Annotated in this window: 20 protein-coding genes and 1 pseudogene; 8 read left to right on the top strand and 13 right to left on the bottom strand. The window is 71.2% G+C overall.

Going from position 1 to position 16,656, the window contains the following annotated elements:
• Nucleotides 1-18 precede the first annotated feature (18 nt).
• The 3 genes from DVK06_RS07060 to DVK06_RS07050 all read right to left on the bottom strand — a co-directional run bounded on the left by DVK06_RS07060 (nucleotide 19) and on the right by DVK06_RS07050 (nucleotide 2,435).
• Nucleotides 19-891, bottom strand: coding sequence for an ABC transporter permease (locus DVK06_RS07060; RefSeq protein ID WP_053770906.1), 873 nt, complete (start codon nucleotides 889-891; stop codon nucleotides 19-21).
• Nucleotides 888-1,928, bottom strand: coding sequence for an ATP-binding cassette domain-containing protein (locus DVK06_RS07055; RefSeq protein WP_053770907.1), 1,041 nt, complete (start codon nucleotides 1,926-1,928; stop codon nucleotides 888-890). The genes DVK06_RS07060 and DVK06_RS07055 overlap by 4 nt, the downstream gene beginning before the upstream one ends.
• A gap of 99 nt (nucleotides 1,929-2,027) precedes the next feature.
• Nucleotides 2,028-2,435 carry a helix-turn-helix domain-containing protein gene (locus DVK06_RS07050; RefSeq protein WP_121599790.1) on the bottom strand — a complete coding sequence of 136 codons (408 nt, stop codon included), beginning with the start codon at nucleotides 2,433-2,435 and terminating at the stop codon, nucleotides 2,028-2,030.
• 115 nt (nucleotides 2,436-2,550) lie between these two features.
• Between DVK06_RS07050 and DVK06_RS07045 the strand changes: the two genes are divergently transcribed.
• Together DVK06_RS07045 and DVK06_RS07040 are read left to right on the top strand one after the other, a co-directional pair.
• Nucleotides 2,551-3,210: an NAD(P)-dependent oxidoreductase gene (locus DVK06_RS07045; RefSeq protein WP_121599789.1), complete on the top strand. Its 660-nt coding sequence runs from the start codon at nucleotides 2,551-2,553 to the stop codon at nucleotides 3,208-3,210.
• Entirely contained in the window at nucleotides 3,207-4,061 is an 855-nt protein-coding gene (locus DVK06_RS07040; RefSeq protein WP_121599788.1) for an SDR family oxidoreductase, read from the top strand. The genes DVK06_RS07045 and DVK06_RS07040 overlap by 4 nt, the downstream gene beginning before the upstream one ends.
• A 37-nt stretch (nucleotides 4,062-4,098) precedes the next feature.
• On the opposite strand, the gene DVK06_RS07035 is transcribed toward DVK06_RS07040, so the two are convergent.
• Nucleotides 4,099-4,701, bottom strand: coding sequence for a hypothetical protein (locus tag DVK06_RS07035; protein WP_121599787.1), 603 nt, complete (start codon nucleotides 4,699-4,701; stop codon nucleotides 4,099-4,101).
• A gap of 55 nt (nucleotides 4,702-4,756) precedes the next feature.
• On the bottom strand, nucleotides 4,757-5,911 hold the full coding sequence (gene endA / locus DVK06_RS07030) for a tRNA-intron lyase (protein WP_121599786.1): 1,155 nt from the start codon (nucleotides 5,909-5,911) through the stop codon (nucleotides 4,757-4,759).
• 490 nt (nucleotides 5,912-6,401) lie between these two features.
• On the opposite strand from endA, the gene DVK06_RS07025 reads away from it, so the two are divergent.
• Entirely contained in the window at nucleotides 6,402-8,633 is a 2,232-nt protein-coding gene (locus DVK06_RS07025; protein WP_121599842.1) for an AAA family ATPase, read from the top strand.
• A 43-nt stretch (nucleotides 8,634-8,676) separates the two neighbouring features.
• On the opposite strand, the gene DVK06_RS07020 is transcribed toward DVK06_RS07025, so the two are convergent.
• The 4 genes from DVK06_RS07020 to lwrS all read right to left on the bottom strand — a co-directional run bounded on the left by DVK06_RS07020 (nucleotide 8,677) and on the right by lwrS (nucleotide 10,808).
• A complete protein-coding gene (locus DVK06_RS07020) occupies nucleotides 8,677-9,192 on the bottom strand; it encodes a CopG family ribbon-helix-helix protein (RefSeq protein WP_121599785.1) in 516 nt (171 codons plus the stop codon).
• A 76-nt stretch (nucleotides 9,193-9,268) separates the two neighbouring features.
• Nucleotides 9,269-9,592, bottom strand: a complete 324-nt coding sequence (locus DVK06_RS07015) for a PadR family transcriptional regulator (RefSeq protein WP_053770913.1) — start codon at nucleotides 9,590-9,592, stop codon at nucleotides 9,269-9,271.
• Between the two features lie 34 nt (nucleotides 9,593-9,626).
• Nucleotides 9,627-10,346: an HAD family hydrolase gene (locus DVK06_RS07010; RefSeq protein ID WP_121599784.1), complete on the bottom strand. Its 720-nt coding sequence runs from the start codon at nucleotides 10,344-10,346 to the stop codon at nucleotides 9,627-9,629.
• Nucleotides 10,347-10,424: 78 nt separating this feature from the next.
• Nucleotides 10,425-10,808 carry an LWR-salt protein gene (lwrS, locus tag DVK06_RS07005; RefSeq protein ID WP_121599783.1) on the bottom strand — a complete coding sequence of 128 codons (384 nt, stop codon included), beginning with the start codon at nucleotides 10,806-10,808 and terminating at the stop codon, nucleotides 10,425-10,427.
• Nucleotides 10,809-10,873: 65 nt separating this feature from the next.
• Here lwrS and uppS point away from each other — a divergent pair, with 65 nt between their 5' ends.
• On the top strand, nucleotides 10,874-11,878 hold the full coding sequence (uppS, locus tag DVK06_RS07000; RefSeq protein WP_121599782.1) for a polyprenyl diphosphate synthase: 1,005 nt from the start codon (nucleotides 10,874-10,876) through the stop codon (nucleotides 11,876-11,878).
• On the opposite strand, the pseudogene DVK06_RS06995 reads toward uppS, so the two are convergent.
• The 3 genes and pseudogenes from DVK06_RS06995 to DVK06_RS06985 all read right to left on the bottom strand — a co-directional run.
• Nucleotides 11,875-12,042, bottom strand: a pseudogene (locus DVK06_RS06995) (DUF2891 family protein); the annotation flags it as partial. The gene uppS and the pseudogene DVK06_RS06995 overlap by 4 nt on opposite strands.
• Nucleotides 12,043-12,072: 30 nt before the next feature.
• Complete coding sequence (locus DVK06_RS06990; protein ID WP_121599781.1) at nucleotides 12,073-12,531, bottom strand: NOB1 family endonuclease; 459 nt, start codon at nucleotides 12,529-12,531, stop codon at nucleotides 12,073-12,075.
• The gene (locus tag DVK06_RS06985) at nucleotides 12,531-12,776 is read right to left on the bottom strand and encodes a PRC-barrel domain-containing protein (RefSeq protein ID WP_053770920.1); all 246 of its coding nucleotides are present in this window, start codon (nucleotides 12,774-12,776) and stop codon (nucleotides 12,531-12,533) included. Before DVK06_RS06985 ends, DVK06_RS06990 begins: the two co-directional genes overlap by 1 nt.
• 160 nt (nucleotides 12,777-12,936) lie before the next feature.
• Between DVK06_RS06985 and infB the strand changes: the two genes are divergently transcribed.
• The 4 genes from infB (at nucleotide 12,937) to DVK06_RS06965 (ending at nucleotide 15,737) form a co-directional block, all read left to right on the top strand.
• Nucleotides 12,937-14,730, top strand: coding sequence for a translation initiation factor IF-2 (infB, locus tag DVK06_RS06980; protein ID WP_121599780.1), 1,794 nt, complete (start codon nucleotides 12,937-12,939; stop codon nucleotides 14,728-14,730).
• Between the two features lie 59 nt (nucleotides 14,731-14,789).
• The gene (locus DVK06_RS06975; RefSeq protein ID WP_053770922.1) at nucleotides 14,790-15,098 is read left to right on the top strand and encodes an amphi-Trp domain-containing protein; all 309 of its coding nucleotides are present in this window, start codon (nucleotides 14,790-14,792) and stop codon (nucleotides 15,096-15,098) included.
• A gap of 60 nt (nucleotides 15,099-15,158) precedes the next feature.
• Nucleotides 15,159-15,338: a hypothetical protein gene (locus tag DVK06_RS06970; protein WP_053770923.1), complete on the top strand. Its 180-nt coding sequence runs from the start codon at nucleotides 15,159-15,161 to the stop codon at nucleotides 15,336-15,338.
• Between the two features lie 72 nt (nucleotides 15,339-15,410).
• Entirely contained in the window at nucleotides 15,411-15,737 is a 327-nt protein-coding gene (locus DVK06_RS06965; protein WP_121599779.1) for a hypothetical protein, read from the top strand.
• 24 nt (nucleotides 15,738-15,761) lie between these two features.
• On the opposite strand, the gene DVK06_RS06960 is transcribed toward DVK06_RS06965, so the two are convergent.
• Nucleotides 15,762-16,409, bottom strand: coding sequence for a hypothetical protein (locus DVK06_RS06960; RefSeq protein WP_121599778.1), 648 nt, complete (start codon nucleotides 16,407-16,409; stop codon nucleotides 15,762-15,764).
• Nucleotides 16,410-16,656: the final 247 nt, after the last annotated feature.

Here is a 16,656-nt window from a genome sequence, read left to right as displayed (position 1 = left end):
CGGCGTCGGCGCTTCCACCTACTTCACGTCCGAACTCGACGCGCGGGAGAGCAGCACGACGGCGACGGCGCCCAACACGAGGTCGAGCCCGACGAGCACGGCGACGCCGGGCGCGACGCCGTCGAGCGTCCCGCCGAACCACGCGACGTCGATGACCGTCATCACGTCCTGGTCGATCATGAGCGAGCGAGCGGCGTCGACGCCGTAGGTCACGGGGTTGACGCGGGCGAACGTCTGGATCCACCCCGGGAGCGCTTCGAGCGGGAGGAACGCGCTCGACAGGAACAGCAGCGGGAACTGCAGCAGGTTCGCGCTGATGATCGTCGACTCCTGGTCTCGCGTGAGGATCGCGACGGCGTTCGAGAACGCGACGAACCAGAGCGAGAACAGGATCCCGACCGCGACGATCCCCGCCGCCCCGGCGACGCCGGTGACGATGTCGGCGCCGAGGAGGACGCCGAGCCCGAGGATGATCGCGATCTGGACCGCGATCCGGAACACCTCGGCGGCGGTCTTGCCGACGAAGACGGCCGTGCGGCTCATCGGCGTGACGAGCACCTTCTCGAACATGCCGTTCTCGATGTCGTTCACGAGCCCGACGCCGGAGGTGATCGCCGCCGCGAGCGCCACCTGAATGGTGATCGCCGGCACGAGATACGTCTCGTAGCTGATACCCGGCAGCCCTCGGTTAACCGCGCCGCCCGCGACGTTTCCGAACACTTCCGTGAACAGCACGAGGAAGATGATCGGCTGGACGAGCGAGACGACGAGGACGAACGGGTTCCGCACGGCCTTGCGGTTCCACCGCTTGAAGTTCACCCACGCGTCGCCGACGAACGTGTTCCCGGAGCGCGCGCTCGACCCCGAGCGGTCGTTCGCGGGCGCGCTCATCGCGCCACCTCCTCGTCGTCGATGTCGAGCTCTTCCCCGGTGATCGCGAGGAAGACGTCGTCGAGCGTCGGCGCGCGGATGTTGAACCCGGTCACCGTTACGTCCGCGTCCCGGAGCGCCACGAGGAGGTCGGTGCCGTGCTCCCGGGCCGTCTCCGCGGTGACGCTGATCCCCTCCTCGGTCTCGGCGACCGAGGCGTCCGCGAAGGCGTCGAACTCCCGCGCTATCGCCGCGGCCCGCTCGGTTGCCGTCCCGTCGCCCTCCAGTTCCACGTCGAGGACCTCACCCCCGACCTCGCGTTTGAGCTCGCTCGGGCTCCCGTCCGCGACGATCTCGCCGTCGAGGATGACCGCCAGCCGGTCGCAGAGCTGGTCCGCCTCCTCCAGGTACTGCGTCGTCAGGAAGATCGTCGTCCCGAGGTCGTTGATGCGTCGGAAGTACTCCCACAGTCGGTTACGGGCCTTCGGGTCGAGCCCCGTCGTCGGCTCGTCCAGGAAGACGAGCGGCGGTCGATGGACCAGCGCCGTCGCGGCGTCGAGCCGCTTTTTCATCCCGCCCGAGAACTCCTCGGCCCGCTTGTCGGCCACGTCCGCCAGGTCGACGAGGTCGAGCAGCTCGTCGACCCGCTCGGACTGCTCGTCCCGCGGGACTCCGTACGCCTCGCAGGCGAACCGGATGTTCTCCGCGGCGGTGAGCTCGGGGTCGATGCTCGTCTCCTGAGCCATGTACCCGATCGACTCGCGGACCTTCCGGGAGTCGGAGCGCACGTCGAAGCCGCTGACCCGGACCGTTCCGCCGGTCGGGGACAGAAGCGTCGCGAAGACCTTGATCGTCGTCGTCTTGCCGGCCCCGTTCGGCCCCAGAAAGCCGAAGAACTCCCCCTCGGGAACGGTCATGTCGATCCCGTCGACGGCGACGGTCCCGTCCGCGTAGGTGAGTTCGAGCCCGTCGACGTCGATCGCGGCGGCGGACGCCGGCTCGCCGGCGCTGCCGTCTCGGGACCGATCGCTCGGCCCCGCCGTGTCCTGTGTAGGCATATCCGTATTACCGGACCCGGCGGCATATACTCCCGACTTCGAACGTCCATTGTTACTACGAAAATTGAAGTCGGCGAGCGCGGTGGACCGCTCGGTACGTCAGAGTTCGTGTTCGATCGCCCAGTGGTGGAGGTGCGCGAAGGCGGGGAACAGCGACTCCGCCTTCTCCGTCGGCGTGTACTCCACCCGGGGCGGCACCTCGTCGTACGCCTCGCGGTCGAGCAGCCCCGCCTCGGTCAGCTCCTTCAACCGCGCCGAGAGCGTGTTCGGGGCGGCGTCGAGTTCGCTCTCCAAGTCGCTGAACCGCAGCGAGTCCTCGGCGAACGCGAACGCGCTCAACACCGCCATCGTGTGGGCCTTTCCGAGGAGATCCAGGAGCTCGGCCACCGTCCGACCGATGCGCTCCTGCTCCTCCGGGGCGAACGACTCGCGGAGGGCGGTCGCCTCCGCGCGAGTCAACCCCCCGCTCAGTCCGGGCACGTCCGGCACATCGCTCTGTCCGTTCATCGAGCGATCACTGTGCGCTATTGCTATTGTATCTTTGGGATACAGGCCGAATGCGGGCTAATACTTCGAAGCTTCGAAGTCACAAGTATATGTCCTCGGCGCGCCACTCTCGGGTATGCGAATCGCAGTACTCGGTGCGTCGGGACGAACCGGCCGGCCGCTCGTCGAACAGGCGCTCGACCGCGGGCACGAGGTGGTCGCGTTCGTCCGGGACCCCGCGAGCCTCTCGTCGTCGGTCCGGGACGACGACCGGGTCGCCGTCGTCGCGGGCGACGCGTACACCGGCGACGGCGTCGACCGCGCCGTCGGCGGGGACGGAACCCCGATCGACGCCGTCGTCAGCGTCCTCGGACAGACCGACGGGAGCCCGGACGACCTCCTCACGGCGGCCGGCGAGCACGTGCTCGCGGCGATGGACGAGCACGGCGTCGATCGCTTCGTGACGCTCGTCGGCGCGGGTGTCAGGGAGGCGGGCGAGTCGGTGAGTCTCGGCGGGAGGGTGATGGAGTCGCTCCTGAAGCTGCTGGCGCGGGCGGCCCTCGAAGACGCCCGCGACCACGTCGAGACCGTCCGGACCAGCGACGCGCGCTGGACGGTCGTTCGCGCCCCGCGCCTCACCGAGGCCGCGCACGCGGGCGCGTTCCGACACGGGACGGACCTCACGCTCGGGGTGCGCGACGCCGCCGCGCGGGCGAACGTCGCCGCGTTCGTCCTCGACTGCCTCGAAGGGGTCGAATACGTCGGCGAGATGCCGAAGGTCGCGGACGAGCGATGACCGAACGGTTACTGGTCACCGGTGCGACGGGGACCGTCGGCGATCCGCTCGTCAGAGCGCTCGCGGACCGGGACGCGTCCGTCCGCGTGGCGACCCGGAGCCCGGAGCACGCGCGGGACGCGTTCGGCGACGGCCCGGAGCCCGTGGCGTTCGACCTCGGTCGCCCCGAGACGTGGGGGGCGGCGCTGGCTGGCGTCGACCGACTTTTCCTCCTGTACCCGCCGGGGAGCGCGGTGAGCGACGTCCGCGAGTTCGCCGACGCCGCCGACCGCGTGGGCGTCGAGCACGTGGTCTTCCTCTCGATCCTCGGCGCGGAGAAGTTCCCGGTCCTCCCCCATCGTCGGATCGAGCGCCACCTCGCCGGGACCGGCATGGACCACACGTTCCTCCGCGCCTCGTGGTTCGCCCAGAACCTGAGCGAGATCCACCGCCGAGAGATCGTCGAGCGCGACGAGATATTCGTCCCGGCCGGCGACGGCGTCCTGAGCTTCACCGACGCGCGGGACGTCGCGGCGGTCGCCGCGCGGGCGCTCACCGAGTCGGGTCACGCGGACCGGGCGTACGACCTCACCGGCCCGGCCGCGCTCGACTTCGAGGAGGTGGCCGAGATATTCGCGGCGGTGCTCGACAGACCGATCGCGTACGCCGACCCGTCGCGACTGACGTTCGCGCGGCGGATGTACGAACGCGGCTTCTCCCCGGGGTTCGTCGCGTTCATGACCGCCGAGTACTCGGTCGTGCGGCTGGGTCGCTCCGGCCGGACGACGGGCGACGTCGAGGCGGTCCTCGGGCGCCCGCCGCGGACGGTCCGCGAGTTCGTCGCGGACTACGCGGACGAGTTCCGACCGTAGCGCGGCCGCGGTTTCCACCGGGGCGCCGCGAGCGCCGCTACTGGTTCTCCAGGGCGTCGAGGATACAGGCGGCGGCGATCACCGCCTCCTTGGGCACGTCGCTCGCGTCGTCGATGGTGACCGTGTAGGCGTCCCGCATCGAGAACTGCCCCTCGATGTCGCCGACGTGGCCGCCGTCGGCGTCGAATATCTCGTACTTGTTCGGGATCAGGTTCGCGGCGCCGACGAGGTGCCGGAGCGCCGACAGCAGCTTGTTCTTGGATTCGATCGTCGCCAGCGCCTCTCCCGTGTCGGGGTCGCGGACCGTCCAGTTCTCGACGAACAGCGAGTAGTCCTCGTCGAGCACGACCACCTCCTCGCCGGTGCCCGCGTCGACGATGGCGTAGTTGCCGCCGATGTCGACGATCCCGCCCGCCTTCACCGAGAAGGCGTCCTCGTCGTCCCCGGTGACGAACGGGAACTCCTCTTTCAGCTTGAACATCTTCTGTTTCCCGCGGAGGACGACGTCGCCAGCGCTGTCGCGGACGGCGTACTTGTTCCGGACCAGCGACTGTTTCACCTCGTAGCGGTCGTCGCTGAGGTCGACGGTCGAGATGTCGTACGTGCCCGACTCGGCGTCGGACGCGGAGGGAAACGGCATGGACGCGACGACGGCGAGCGGTCAAAAAAGCCTTCTGTTCGCGCCGACCCGGGCGTCAGGGCGTCAGCCGGTCGACGGCGAGCCACTCCACGTCTGCGCTGTCGCCGGGACGCCCGTCGCCGACCTCGGTCAGGGCGAACACCATCTCCTTGCGGACGCCGCCCGCGAGCCGCACGTCGAGCGAGAGCTCTCGGGGCGAGAACTCGTGGCCCGGCCCCACCACGCGCACGAGGTGTTCGGAGTGCGGGAGGTCCTCGACCGTCTCCACGTCGAGGTACGTCCGGAAGTCGGCGCCGAACTTGAAGCCGGTCTTCGGCACCGCGTCGGCCGCGCGGAGGCGCCGGTAGACGGCGAGCCGGCGATCGAACCGCTCGCCCTCCACGTCGCGGCCGCGGGCGACGATCCGGGCGGCGGCGTCCCCCGATTCCGCGTCCGCAGCCTCGGGATTCCCGACCGACGCCGACAGCGACAGGCGTCCGTCGGCGGCCAGCGACGCGGCCTCGACGAGGGAGAGCTGGAGCGCGCCCTCGACGTCGGCGGCGCGTCCGGTGAGCGGGCGCCCGTAGAAGCCGCGCTCGTACAGCCCCTCGGGGGCGTCCCAGACGACGACGCGGTCCGCGAGGAGGACGCCGCTCAGGGCCGCCGGCGGCTCGTACCCCGTCGCGCCGTCGATCGCGCCCTTCTCGGCCGCGAAGTAGGTGATGTCGGACTCCTCGTCGACGACCGCGAGCGTGCGCCCCGCGAGCCCGGCGGCCGCGATTGACTCGCGCTCGCCGACGACCTGGATTGGGTACTTCACGTTCCCCGTGTCGGGGGTCGCGCCGCGCTCGTAGGCGACGAAGTCGACCGCGTCGCTCGCCGCGTCTCGCCCGCCGGGCCACGGCTCGCGGGCGGGCGAGAGGTAGAAGCCGCGGTCGCGGAGGTCCGAGTAGACGAGGAACCGCACCGCGAAGCGGTCGGCCGCGGCGGCGCTCGCGACGAAGAAGCGCTCGAAGCCGACCGGGTCGGCGTCGGTCTCGGCGCTCCCGTCGCCGCCGAGTTCTATCCCCGAGAGGTCGCCGCGGAACAGCAGGTGGGCGGCCTCGACCCGCGAGAGCGCGATCTCGTTGCCGTCGAGCGGTCGCCCGTACCCCCGGGCGTCGTAGAAGCGCTGGCGGGCGTCCCCGCCGACGCGGACCGCGTCGCCCCGCAGGTGTCCCGTCGGTTGCATACCAGCTATCGCGGCCGGCCGAGGGAAGGGGGTTGCGGTCGGTGCTCGCGGGACCGGGGCGGATCGGATCGGGCGGTGGTACACTCATAAACGAGCGTGGACGCTGCGGAGAACACCTCTAAAGCCCCAGTCGCGAGGCGGGCGCACGCTCGCCGCGCTCCTCAGTCGCTCACTTCGTTCGCTCCCTGCGGTGCTCGCGTCACCTGCGCCCGCCTCGCGACTGCCCCTTTGAGCCCCACCCCGCACCGCACCGCAACCGCACCTCACGCCTCCCCAACCTCGTCGCTGGCGCCGTCGGCGCCAGCGACTCCCTCGCGCGTGCTGGCTCGCGGTCGCCGAGGGCGACCGCTCGCAGGCACGCGCCGACCGTATCCTCCTTTATACATAATCGCCGTTCCCGCACGGCTGTTTCAATCCCACAGCTATGGTCGGGAACCGGTTCACGACGGTGTCGGACAACTGTAAAGAGCCGCCGGCGAGAACGAGTGGTATGAACGACACCGCAGGGCTCCGGCTCACGGTGCGTGCCGCCGAGAAGCGGGACGCGGGCCGGGGCATCGCCAGGCTCCCCGAGTCGGCCCGCAAGCGGCTCGCCCTCCTCAGCGGCGACACCGTCGAGGTGCGCGGCGAGCGCACCGCGGTCGCGAAGGTGTGGCCGGGCGGTCCCGACGCCGGCGACGGCTCCGTCCTCATCGACGCCGACACCCGCGCGAACGCCGGCGTGAAGGTCGGCGACACCGTGACGATAGCCCCGGTCGACGTGTCCGACGCCGACCGCGCGACGCTGACCGCCCCCGGCCGCCTCGCGGAGGTGGACGTGAGCCGCGAGGTGGTCGAGCGGGCGCTCTCCCGGGAGCTCCGCGACCGCCCCGTCACCGAGGGCGAGGCCGTCCACGTCGAGCGGCTCGGCGGTCTCCGCTTCGTGGTGGCGCGGACGTCGCCCGCGGGGACCGTCCGCATCACGGCGGCGACGGACGTGTCGGTCGAGTACGCCGGCGACGGGGCGGACGCGGGCGGCCGCGGAGGCGCGTCGGCCGACGACCGGTCCGGGTCCGCCGCCGGCTCGGGGACCGACCGCCCGGGCGACGACGCCCGTCCGAAGGGCGGCGACGCCCCGCCGGCCGAGCACACCGCGGGCGCGACCTACGAGGACATCGGGGGGTTAGACGAGGAGTTGGAGCTGGTCCGGGAGACGATCGAACTGCCGCTCTCCGAGCCGGAGGTGTTCACCCGGCTCGGCATCGACCCGCCGAAGGGCGTCCTCCTCCACGGGCCGCCGGGGACCGGGAAGACGCTCATCGCCCGCGCCGTCGCCAACGAGGTCGACGCGACGTTCATCACCGTCGACGGCCCGGAGATCATGTCGAAGTACAAGGGGGAGTCGGAGGAGCGGCTCCGCGAGGTGTTCAAGCGCGCGAGCGAGGACGCCCCGGCCATCGTCTTCTTCGACGAGATCGACTCGATCGCGGGCAAGCGCGACGACGGCGGCGACGTCGAGAACCGCGTCGTCGGCCAGCTGCTCTCGCTGATGGACGGGCTCGACGCGCGCGGCGACGTGATCGTCATCGGCGCGACGAACCGCGTCGACACCATCGACCCCGCCCTCCGGCGGGGCGGCCGGTTCGACCGCGAGATCGAGATCGGCGTCCCCGGCGAGTCCGGGCGCCGCCAGATCCTCGACGTCCACACCCGCCGGATGCCGCTCGCGGACGACGTGGACTTAGACCGGATCGCGAGCCGGACGCACGGGTTCGTCGGCGCCGACATCGAGGGGCTCGCGCAGGAGGCGGCGATGACCGCGCTCCGCCGCGCCCGGGAGTCCGACTCCCGCGCGCTGAACGAGGTGACGGTCGGGAAGGCGGACTTCGAGGCCGCGCACGCGAACGTCGAGCCGAGCGGGATGCGCGAGTACGTCGCCGAGCAGCCGACGACCGACTTCGCCGACGTGGGGGGCTTAGACGACGCGAAGGCGGAGCTCGACCGCGCCGTGACGTGGCCGCTGTCGTACGGCCCGCTGTTCGACGCGGCGGGCGCGGACCCGCCGACCGGCGTCCTGCTGTACGGCCCGCCGGGGACCGGGAAGACGCTGCTCGCGCGCGCCATCGCGGGCGAGAGCGGCGTCAACTTCATCCAGGTCGCGGGGCCGGAGCTGCTCGACCGGTACGTCGGCGAGTCGGAGAAGGCGGTCCGCGAGCTGTTCGACCGGGCCCGACAGGCCGCGCCGGCCATCGTCTTCTTCGACGAGATCGACGCGGTCGCGACCGACCGCGACGCGGCCGGCGGCGACGGCTCCGGCGTGAGCGAGCGCGTCGTCTCACAGCTCCTGACCGAGCTCGACCGCGCCAGCGACAACCCGAACCTCGTCGTCCTCGCGGCGACGAACCGGCGGAACGCGCTCGACCCGGCGCTGCTCCGCCCCGGGCGCCTGGAGACCCACGTCGAGGTGCCGGAGCCGGACCGCGAGGCCCGGCGCAAGATTCTGGAGGTTCACACCCGCGACAAGCCGCTGACCGACGGGGTGGACCTGGAGCGCGTCGCCGACGAGACCGAGGGGTACTCCGGCGCGGAGATCGCCTCGCTGTCGCGGGCGGCCGCGATGCGCGCCATCGAGCGCGTCGCCGACGAGCACGGCGAGGCGGCCAACGACCACGCAGACGAGGTCGGGATCACCGGGGAGGACTTCGACGCGGCGATAGAGTCCGTCCGCCCCGAGACCGCCTGAGGCGGGCGAGCGGCCGGGTCCGTCCTCCCGGGCCGCGGCCCGCTCAGTCGTCCTCGTTCGCCTCGGCGGCCGCGTCCGCCTCCCCCTCCGCCTCCTCGGACGCCCCGTGCCCGTGCCCGCCGTGGGCGTGGCCGTCGCTGAGCGCGCCGGCGCCGAACTCGTCCACCGGCGTGACGCTGTAATCGACCGTGAGCGTGTCCTTCGTCGCGCGGACCTTCCCGACGAACGCCGATATCTCCTCTAAGCCCCCCTCCAGCACGAACAGCTCCATGCAGTACTGCGAGCCGACGTGGCTGTGGAAGTTCGAGGCGACGATCCCCTCGTCCTCGTGTCGCAGCCGCATCATCCGCTCCTCGACGCTCGTCGTCTCGTAGTTGAACAGGACGGTCACCACGGCCATCAGGGCCCGGTCCTCCAGCTTGGCGTCCTCGAACTCCCCGAGGAGGTTCCGCGAGGCCTCGCGGACGACCTCGCTCCGGCCGGTGTACCCGTGCTCGTCCGCGAACCGGTCGATCCGTTCGAGCAACTCCTCCGGCATGGACACGCTGACGACTGTCATATGTTAATTCACGCCCACAGAGTTGTTAATCCTTGAGGTCCGGCCCGCGGCGCTCCGCCTCCCGCCCGCCGCCTCGCTACCTTCCGTCGTCGCCGTCGTCCCCGTCGCCGTCGTCCCCGTCGCCGCCCTCGATCCGCTCGCCGAGCCAGTCGTAGTGGGCGAGCAGCGCGGCCTCGCCCGCGTCGGTGAGCGCGTACACGTCGGCGATCCCCTCGGCCCGGCGGTCGAGGTATCCGGCCTCGACGAGCGCGGAGAGCGTGCCGTAGAAGGACCCGGGGTCGATCCGCTCGTCGTAATGCGATTCCAGCCGGCTCTTCGCCGACTGCGCGCGCAGCTCGCCGTGGTCGTACAGGAGCGCGCAGAGGTCGCGGCGCCGGCCGCTGTGGAACCACTTCGTCATGGTCGGCGCCTCGCCCCGCGGGCGGATAAATCGCTCACGACGCGTCGACCGGCTCGCCGGCGCCGAGCGGGTCGTCGCCGCTCCGGCCGGCGTCGGTCCGGCCCTCGCCGCCGACCAGTTCGTCGAGGCGGCGCACGCGCCGGTCCCCGAGGATACAGCGGCCGCGCTCGTCGTGGCCGACGCGCTCGACGTGGACCGCGTCGAGGCCGGCGTTCCAGGCGGCCGCCACGTCGCTCTCGCCGTCGCCGACGTAGTAGCCGCGGTGGCGGGCGGGATCGACGCCGAGTTCCCTCGTCGCGGCCTCTATCGGGTCCGGCGCCGGCTTCCAGCCCGTCTCGTCGGTACAGCAGACGACCGCGTCGAAGCGGCCGCCGAGGTCGAGGCGGTCGAGGACCGGCTCGGCGAGGAACTCCTGGCAGTGGGTGACGAGGCCGGTCGGCCCGCCGACCTCGCCCACGCGGTCGAGCAGTCGCGCGGCGTCGTCGTGGAGGTACGTCGCCTCCGCGCGGGCGACCGGGTCCTCCACGGCGTGGAACGCGGGCCAGAACGCGTCGGGATCGACCCCCATTCCGCGGAGCGTCTCGGCGCGGGAGCCGCCGAGCCCGTGCCAGAGGACGCGCGCCTCGCGGTCCGAGAACTCGCGGCCGAGCCGGTCGCCGACGCGGTCGAACACCGTCCGGGTGTACTCCCACTCGGCGTCGACGAGCGTCCCGTCGAGGTCGAAGAGGTGGAAATCGTAGTCGGCGGGGGTCACGGATCGCTCCGTACGACGGCGGCGGGCAAGTGCGTTGTGGGTTCGCCCCGCGACGCCGTTCCGATCCGACCCCGCCGCTCACTCCCGGACGTGGACCGACGAGCCGAGGTACTTGCGGAGGACCTCGTCGACCGAGTCGGCGTTGAACCGGCCGAGGTCGTCGGCGATCGCCGCCGTCAGCGCGTCGAGGTACGGCCCGTCGGTGCGCAGCTCCCGAAAGTCGGCGGCGACGACCTCGACGCTCCCGGCGTCCGCGAGCCCCAGCCGCTCCTCCGCCAACCGCCGGAACGACGGCTCGTCGCCGATCTCGCCGCGCCACAGGCGGTCGCGGAAGAACAGCCAGCCGTCGGTTCCGGGCTCGCTCGCGGGGAGTTCCACCGTCGTCTCGAAGCGGTCGGGGTCGACGGCGGCGGCCGGCGGGTCGAGCCGGATCGCGACGCTGACGACGTAGGCGGCCTCCATCTGCGGGCCGAAGGACCGGCGGGAGGATAAAAGTACATACCGCTCGGCCGTCTGAGTCAGGGAAGATGCTGAACCGACTCCGCGGCCTCGCCGGGCGCGCGTACCGGCGACACCTCCGCCGCGAGATCGACGACGTCCCCGCCCACGTCGCCGTCATCCAGGACGGGAACCGGCGGTACGCCCGCGAGCGCGGCGACGACGCCCCCGACGGGCACCGCGCCGGCGCGGACACCACCGAGCGCGTCCTCGACTGGTGCGCCGACCTCGGCGTCTCTGAGCTCACCCTCTACGCCTTCTCCACGGAGAACTTCGAGCGCCCCGACGAGGAGCTAGAGCCCCTCTTCGACCTGTTGGAACGCAAGCTGCGCGAGTTCGCCGACGCCGACCGCGTCCACGAGCAGGGCGTCCGCGTCCGGGCCATCGGCGACGTGCCCCGCCTCCCGCCGCGGGTCCGCGACGCGGTCGCGTACGCGGAGCGGCGCACCGACGGTAACGACCGCTTCACGCTCAACGTCGCGCTCGCGTACGGCGGCCGGACCGAGCTGCTCGACGCCGCGCGCGCCATCGCCCGGGACGTCGACGCCGGCGAGATGGCCCCCGAGGACGTCGACGTCGAGACCGTCGAGGAGCGGCTGTACGACCGGCCGATCCGCGACGTGGACCTGATCGTCCGCACCGGCGGCGACGAGCGAACGTCCAACTTCCTCCCGTGGCACGCGAACGGCAACGAGGCGGCCGTCTACTTCTGTGCGCCGTACTGGCCGGAGTTCTCCGAGGCCGACTTCCTGCGCGCGATCCGCACCTACGAGTCGCGCGAGGAGTCGTGGCAGCACGCCCGGGCGGAGCGGGCCGCCGCGCTGGTGCGCGCGCTCGCCGAGGTCGAGTTCGCGGAGGCGCGGGCCGCCGCCGCCCGGCTCCGGGAGCGCGTCCCCCGGCTCGACGGGAGCGACCTCTCGGACGACGCCCTCGGCATCGCGGAGGGCGAGGCCGTCGGGTCGACCGACGGCGACTCGGTCGGTCGGGCCGACGGCGGGACCGGCGACGCGCGCGACCCGTCGGGAGCCGACTAAGCGGCGCCGGACGCGATCCCAGCCTCGTTCCGCGTCAGCAGGTACAGCGCGAACGAGGAGAGCCAGTGCGACCCCGCGTAGTCGTCGGTGCGCACGTCCGCGGCCCCCGCCTCGGCGTGGCGGCGCGCCTGTTCAATCGGTCGGTCGTGTGCGGCGGCGTCTCGGGGGGCGCGTTCCGGAGGCGCCCGCGGGACTCAGGCTGGGTTCTTGCGCGTCAGGTCGCTGCCGCAGATCGGACACCGCTCTTTGTTCTCGTCGAAGGTGCGGTTACAGCCGACGCACTGGAAGCGCCACTCCCGCTCCTCGGTGATCCCCTCCCTGTCGATGGGCTCGACCGGGAGGTCGAGCCGCTCGGCGACGTTCTGCATCGCGTAGTCGTCGCTGACGAGCGTCGCGTGAAGCTCCAGGGCGGTCGCGATGAGCCGGACGTCGGTGTCCGACAGCTCCGCGGCGTCGCCCGAGCCCTTCGCGGCCCGGCGGACCCGGTCGACCGCCTCGGGCGCGGGCACGTGGACGGTCATGCCGGAGCCCTCCATCGCGTCGAACCGGAGCGCGACCTCGCCGGTGAGCTCCTCGTGGACCGCCGGGATGGAGACCACGTCCTCGTCGGTCGTGTACTCGTGGATGAACGCGGACGAGTCGAGGACCTGCATCAGCGGGCGACGACGATGTAGTCTTTCACCGCCTGCACGTTCGCGACCGGGACTCGGAGCCGCCCCATCTCGTCGAACTCGAAGTCGACGCGCTCCTGTCTGAGCTGTTCGTGCGGGCTGACGAGGAGGTGGTTCAGCTCCCCGGACTCGAGGTTCATCGTGATGTTGTACAGGTCCCCGAGTTCCGTGCCGTCGGAGCTCATCACCGCCTTCCCGGAGAGGTTCTCCGCGAGGATGTCGACCATACCCCCACGGTTCCGGGCGACGGTATTAAACGCCACGGGGCGTCGGACGGGCGACGGACGCGGATCGCGCCCTCGCCGCCGCCGTTCGTCGCGGCGTTTTGAAAGGCTTAACTGACGGCCGGGCGCATGAAACGGTATAACCTTCTCGGGGCGATCACATATGACCGACCACACACACGCGGACACCCTGCGAACCCCCATCGTCGCCGTGCTGGGCCACGTCGACCACGGCAAGACGAGCCTGCTCGACACGATCCGCGGCTCCGCCGTCAGCGAGGGCGAGGCCGGCGCGATCACCCAACACATCGGGGCGACGGACATCCCGCTCGACACCATCTCCGGGATGGCGGGCGAGCTGATCGACCCGTCGGACTTCGATCTACCCGGCCTGCTGTTCATCGACACGCCGGGGCACCACTCCTTCTCGACGCTGCGCGCCCGCGGGGGCGCGCTCGCCGACATCGCGGTGCTCGTCGTCGACGTCAACGACGGCTTCCAGCCGCAGACTGAGGAGGCGATCGACATCCTCCGGCGGACGGGGACGCCCTTCGTCGTCGCCGCCAACAAGGTCGACACGACGCCCGGGTGGAACCCGCAGGACGGCGACCCGATCCAGAAAAGCATGGACGCGCAGTCCGAGCGCGCGAAGTCGATGCTCGACGAGAACCTCTACGAGATCATCGGCCAGCTGTCGGACGCCGGCTTCTCCGCCGACCTCTACTGGCGCGTCCAGGACTTCCAGAAGAACATCGGCGTCGTCCCGCTGTCGGCGCTCACCGGCGAGGGCGTCCCGGACCTCCTGACCGTCCTGATGGGCCTCTCCCAGCGGTTCATGAAAGAGGAGATGGCCATCGACGTCACCGGCCCGGGCGAGGGGACGGTGCTCGAAGTGAAAGACGAGCGCGGGTTCGGCGCCACCGTCGACACCGTCGTCTACGACGGCGTGATCCGCAACGGGGACACCGTCGTCGTCGGCGGGCAGGACGAGCCGATCGTCACCGAGATCCGCGCGCTGCTCCGCCCGCGGCCGCTCGCGGAGATCCGCACCGAAAAGGAGTTCGAGAAGGTCGGCGAGGTCGGCGCCGCGGCCGGCGTGAAGATCGCCGCCCCCGACCTCGATCAGGCGATGGCCGGCGCGCCGGTCCGCGTCGTCCGCGACCGCACCGTCGATCAGGTCGTCGACGAAGTGAAGGCCGAACTGGCCGAGATCGAGGTCGAGACGGCCGACAACGGCGTCGTCGTCAAGGCGGACACCCTCGGCTCGCTGGAGGCGATGGCGAACGCCCTCCGGGAGGCCGAGGTCCCCATCCTTCGCGCCGAGGTCGGCGACATCGCGCCCCGCGACATCGCGGTCGCGGAGACGGCGAACCAGGACGAGCACAAGGCCATCCTCGGGTTCAACGTCGACCTCCTCCAGAACGCGGAGTCGGACTTGGAGAACGCCGACGTGAAGCTGTTCAAGAACGAGGTCATCTACCAGCTGGTCGAGGACTACGAGCGCTACGTCGAGGAGAAGCAGCGCGCCCAACAGGAGACCGTGCTCGACAAGGTGGTGCGCCCGGCCCGATTCCGCATCCTCCCCGACCACACCTTCCGGCAGAACGACCCCGCGGTCGTCGGCGTCGAGGTCATCTCGGGCACGCTCCAGAACAACCGCAACGTCGGCTACTTCGAGGGCAACGAGTTCGAGCGCGTCGGCGGCCTCTCCGGGATTCAGAAGCAGGGCGAGGACGTCGACGAGGCGCGCTCGGGCGAGCGCGTCAGCATCGCCATCGACGGGCCGACCGTCGGCCGCGGCATCGAGGAGGGCGACACGCTCTGGACCGAGGTGCCGGAGAAGCACGCGAAGATCTTAGAACAGGAGCTGAAAGAGGAGATCACCGCCGACGAGCGCGAGGCGCTCCAGGGCTACCTGGAGACGCGCCGTAAGCGCGACCCCTTCTGGGGGAAGTGACGAGCGCATTCGGGGCCCCACCGCGCAGCTTATTCGCGTGCGCCGGTAACTGACGGGAGATGACAGAGACGGATACCGACTCGCGAGATGAGTCCGAAGACGACCTGACCCTCATCAGAGAGGGCCGCGACTTCGAACAGGAGTACCGCCTGACCGCCGCCGAGGCCGGCCGGTTCCTGGTCGAAGTCGGCGAACAGCTTCAGGCGGGCGACGAGCTGACCCTTACCGGCGACGAGTGGACGCTACCGTTCGCGTTCGGCGAGCCCGTCGAACTCGAGATCGATTACGAGGGGTACGGCGAACAGGAGCTCGAGATCGAACTCGAGATCCCGGGGACGACCGACGAGACGGCGCCGACCGTCGACTGAGGGGCGCAGCGTCGAGTAACGCCCGAAGAGTATTTGCCGTTCGATCGGCCAGTCACGCGTATGGTCTCCCGAGAGAACGCGGTCATCCTCCTGTTCATGGCGGTCGGGTTGGCGTTGGCGTACGGCGGTCGCGTCGCGACGAGCCTGAGCGACACCGTCCTGATCGGCGTCCTGCTATTCGTCGGCGTCGTGGCGCCGCAGTTGGTCAACGGCTACCTGGACGCCGAGGACGCGGCCTGACGCCGTCCCGTCGCGCCCGCGTGCAACACGAACGCGTGCCGCCGTTATATGCGTCGAGCCCGTAGCGAGGGTATGGAGACCACCGTGGTCGAGCACGACGGCGCGATCCTCGCGCGGCTGGAGAGCGACGACCGGGTGTTCGAGGTGCGCTTCGACGCGCTCGAACCCACCGACGTGACGCTGCGGTTCCGCCGCGACGGCGAGCGCGTGGGGAGCATCTACAACGACGACGGCACGAAGCGAACGATGGCGCGGCTCACGACGGCGCGCGAGGGGACCGACTTCATCGGCGTCGAGGTGCCGAAGGAGTTCGTCGTCGAGATTCTCGACGCGGCGCTGGAAACGGGCCGCGTCACCGACGAGACCGCCGCCGAGGGATACCGGCTCCGCGTGCTCTGAGCCGCGGCGCGTCGCGTCCGCGGCTCAGGCGTACACGAGGATGATCACGGCGACGAAGGCGAGCTCGCCGCCGACGAGCAGCGCCGCGAGCAGCCACGCCCGGTAGGTCCACAGCCACTCGCGGGCGTCGGCGAGCCGCCCCGACTCCTCGGCGTCGTCGTCGCCACGGTACGCGGCGTCGACCCGCCAGCCCGTCTCCGGGTCGTACGTCGCCGGCACGCGGCTGCCGACGAGCTCGTCGACGTCGAGCGGCGAGACGCCCGCGGCCTCCAAGAACCCCAGGAACGCCTCGGACTCCTGAAGCGATCCGTCGCGGGGCGCGTCGAACCGCTCGGTGTGCGTGGCGTCGCCGTGGGGCGGGCGCATCTCGACGGCGACGCGGTCGCCGACGGAGCGCACCCGCGTGACGATCAGCGCGTTCTCCTCGTCGTTGAGGTACGCCTCGCGGAGCCGGCGCTTCACCGCCTCGTCGACGCCCGCGTCGTCGAGGTCGTCGGGGAGGGCCTCGGCGTCCGAGAGGACGTCTGTGTCGGAGCGGGCGTCGGTGTCGGAGCGGGCGTCGGTGTCGGAGCGGGCGTCGGTGTCGGAGCGGGCGTCGGCGTCCACGTCGTCGGCGCTTTCGCGGTCGGCGATCGTCGAGACGCTCTCGTCACCGCCGGGTCGGTCCGCCATCGATCCGGAGTTGGCGGCCCGCTCTCATAAGGTCACGGCCGCGTACGTGACCGGTTTCGTTGTGGACGGTCCGCGGGCCGAGCGCGCCGAAGCCCCGGTCGCTCGGCCGTACGAAGGTGACACTTGTAAACTGGCGATCGACACGGACGCCACCGAAGCCCCAGCCGCGAGGCGGGCGCACGTTCGCTGCGGCCCTCACTCGGTCGCCTCGCTCCCTCGTTGCGGTCCTTGCGTCACCTGCGCCCGC

Source organism: Halorubrum sp. Atlit-28R (genome assembly GCF_003665955.1).
Lineage (GTDB): Archaea > Halobacteriota > Halobacteria > Halobacteriales > Haloferacaceae > Halorubrum > Halorubrum tropicale.
The sequence above is the reverse complement of the archived record's forward strand: the minus strand, read 5'-3'. Positions and strand labels throughout refer to the sequence as shown.

Coding starts and splice junctions, on each gene's coding strand:
- DVK06_RS06975 (WP_053770922.1), top strand. CDS start 14,790: ATGACAGAGACGGATACCGACTCGCGAGATGAGTCCGAAGACGACCTG.
- DVK06_RS06985 (WP_053770920.1), bottom strand. CDS start 12,776: ATGGTCGACATCCTCGCGGAGAACCTCTCCGGGAAGGCGGTGATGAGC.
- DVK06_RS06965 (WP_121599779.1), top strand. CDS start 15,411: ATGGAGACCACCGTGGTCGAGCACGACGGCGCGATCCTCGCGCGGCTG.
- DVK06_RS06960 (WP_121599778.1), bottom strand. CDS start 16,409: ATGGCGGACCGACCCGGCGGTGACGAGAGCGTCTCGACGATCGCCGAC.
- lwrS (WP_121599783.1), bottom strand. CDS start 10,808: ATGGAGGCCGCCTACGTCGTCAGCGTCGCGATCCGGCTCGACCCGCCG.
- DVK06_RS07035 (WP_121599787.1), bottom strand. CDS start 4,701: ATGCCGTTTCCCTCCGCGTCCGACGCCGAGTCGGGCACGTACGACATC.
- endA (WP_121599786.1), bottom strand. CDS start 5,911: ATGCAACCGACGGGACACCTGCGGGGCGACGCGGTCCGCGTCGGCGGG.
- DVK06_RS07060 (WP_053770906.1), bottom strand. CDS start 891: ATGAGCGCGCCCGCGAACGACCGCTCGGGGTCGAGCGCGCGCTCCGGG.
- DVK06_RS07055 (WP_053770907.1), bottom strand. CDS start 1,928: ATGCCTACACAGGACACGGCGGGGCCGAGCGATCGGTCCCGAGACGGC.
- infB (WP_121599780.1), top strand. CDS start 12,937: ATGACCGACCACACACACGCGGACACCCTGCGAACCCCCATCGTCGCC.
- DVK06_RS06970 (WP_053770923.1), top strand. CDS start 15,159: ATGGTCTCCCGAGAGAACGCGGTCATCCTCCTGTTCATGGCGGTCGGG.
- DVK06_RS07050 (WP_121599790.1), bottom strand. CDS start 2,435: ATGAACGGACAGAGCGATGTGCCGGACGTGCCCGGACTGAGCGGGGGG.
- DVK06_RS07020 (WP_121599785.1), bottom strand. CDS start 9,192: ATGACAGTCGTCAGCGTGTCCATGCCGGAGGAGTTGCTCGAACGGATC.
- DVK06_RS07015 (WP_053770913.1), bottom strand. CDS start 9,592: ATGACGAAGTGGTTCCACAGCGGCCGGCGCCGCGACCTCTGCGCGCTC.
- DVK06_RS07025 (WP_121599842.1), top strand. CDS start 6,402: ATGAACGACACCGCAGGGCTCCGGCTCACGGTGCGTGCCGCCGAGAAG.
- DVK06_RS07040 (WP_121599788.1), top strand. CDS start 3,207: ATGACCGAACGGTTACTGGTCACCGGTGCGACGGGGACCGTCGGCGAT.
- DVK06_RS06990 (WP_121599781.1), bottom strand. CDS start 12,531: ATGCAGGTCCTCGACTCGTCCGCGTTCATCCACGAGTACACGACCGAC.
- uppS (WP_121599782.1), top strand. CDS start 10,874: ATGCTGAACCGACTCCGCGGCCTCGCCGGGCGCGCGTACCGGCGACAC.
- DVK06_RS07045 (WP_121599789.1), top strand. CDS start 2,551: ATGCGAATCGCAGTACTCGGTGCGTCGGGACGAACCGGCCGGCCGCTC.